The sequence below is a fragment of the Kitasatospora phosalacinea genome, from assembly GCF_030268885.1.
Classification (GTDB): domain Bacteria; phylum Actinomycetota; class Actinomycetes; order Streptomycetales; family Streptomycetaceae; genus Kitasatospora; species Kitasatospora phosalacinea_C.
This window is the reverse complement of sequence record NZ_BSSA01000134.1, coordinates 1-311: the sequence shown is the minus strand read 5'-3', so window position 1 is coordinate 311 and position 311 is coordinate 1. Positions and strand designations below refer to the sequence as shown.

Below are 311 nucleotides of genomic sequence, written 5' to 3'. Positions count from 1 at the left end.
GGCGCCTGGACGAAGGTCGAGGACGTCACCGCCCGCCCCGCCCGCACCAAGGGCGTCATCGTGACCGACGAGGGCGAGGGCGGCAAGCAGCTCGCCGCCTACCTCGCCGAGCAGAAGTTCATCTGACGGGCCGCCGGGAACAAAGGGATACGGAGCAAAAACGATGAGTGAGATCCTGGTCCTGGTCGACCACGCCGACGGCGCCGTGCGCAAGCCCGCCCTCGAACTGCTGACCCTGGCCCGCCGCCTGGGCACCCCCTCCGCCGTCGTCCTGGGCGCCGGAGCGGCCGCCGCCGACATCGCCGCCAAGG

2 pseudogenes are annotated in these 311 nt (G+C 72.0%); both read left to right on the top strand.

Features of this window, described 5'->3' with window-relative positions:
• Positions 1-126 (top strand): annotated as a pseudogene (locus QSK52_RS39250) (electron transfer flavoprotein subunit beta); the annotation flags it as partial.
• Between the two features lie 37 nt (positions 127-163).
• Positions 164-311: pseudogene (locus QSK52_RS39245) on the top strand (electron transfer flavoprotein subunit alpha/FixB family protein); the annotation flags it as partial.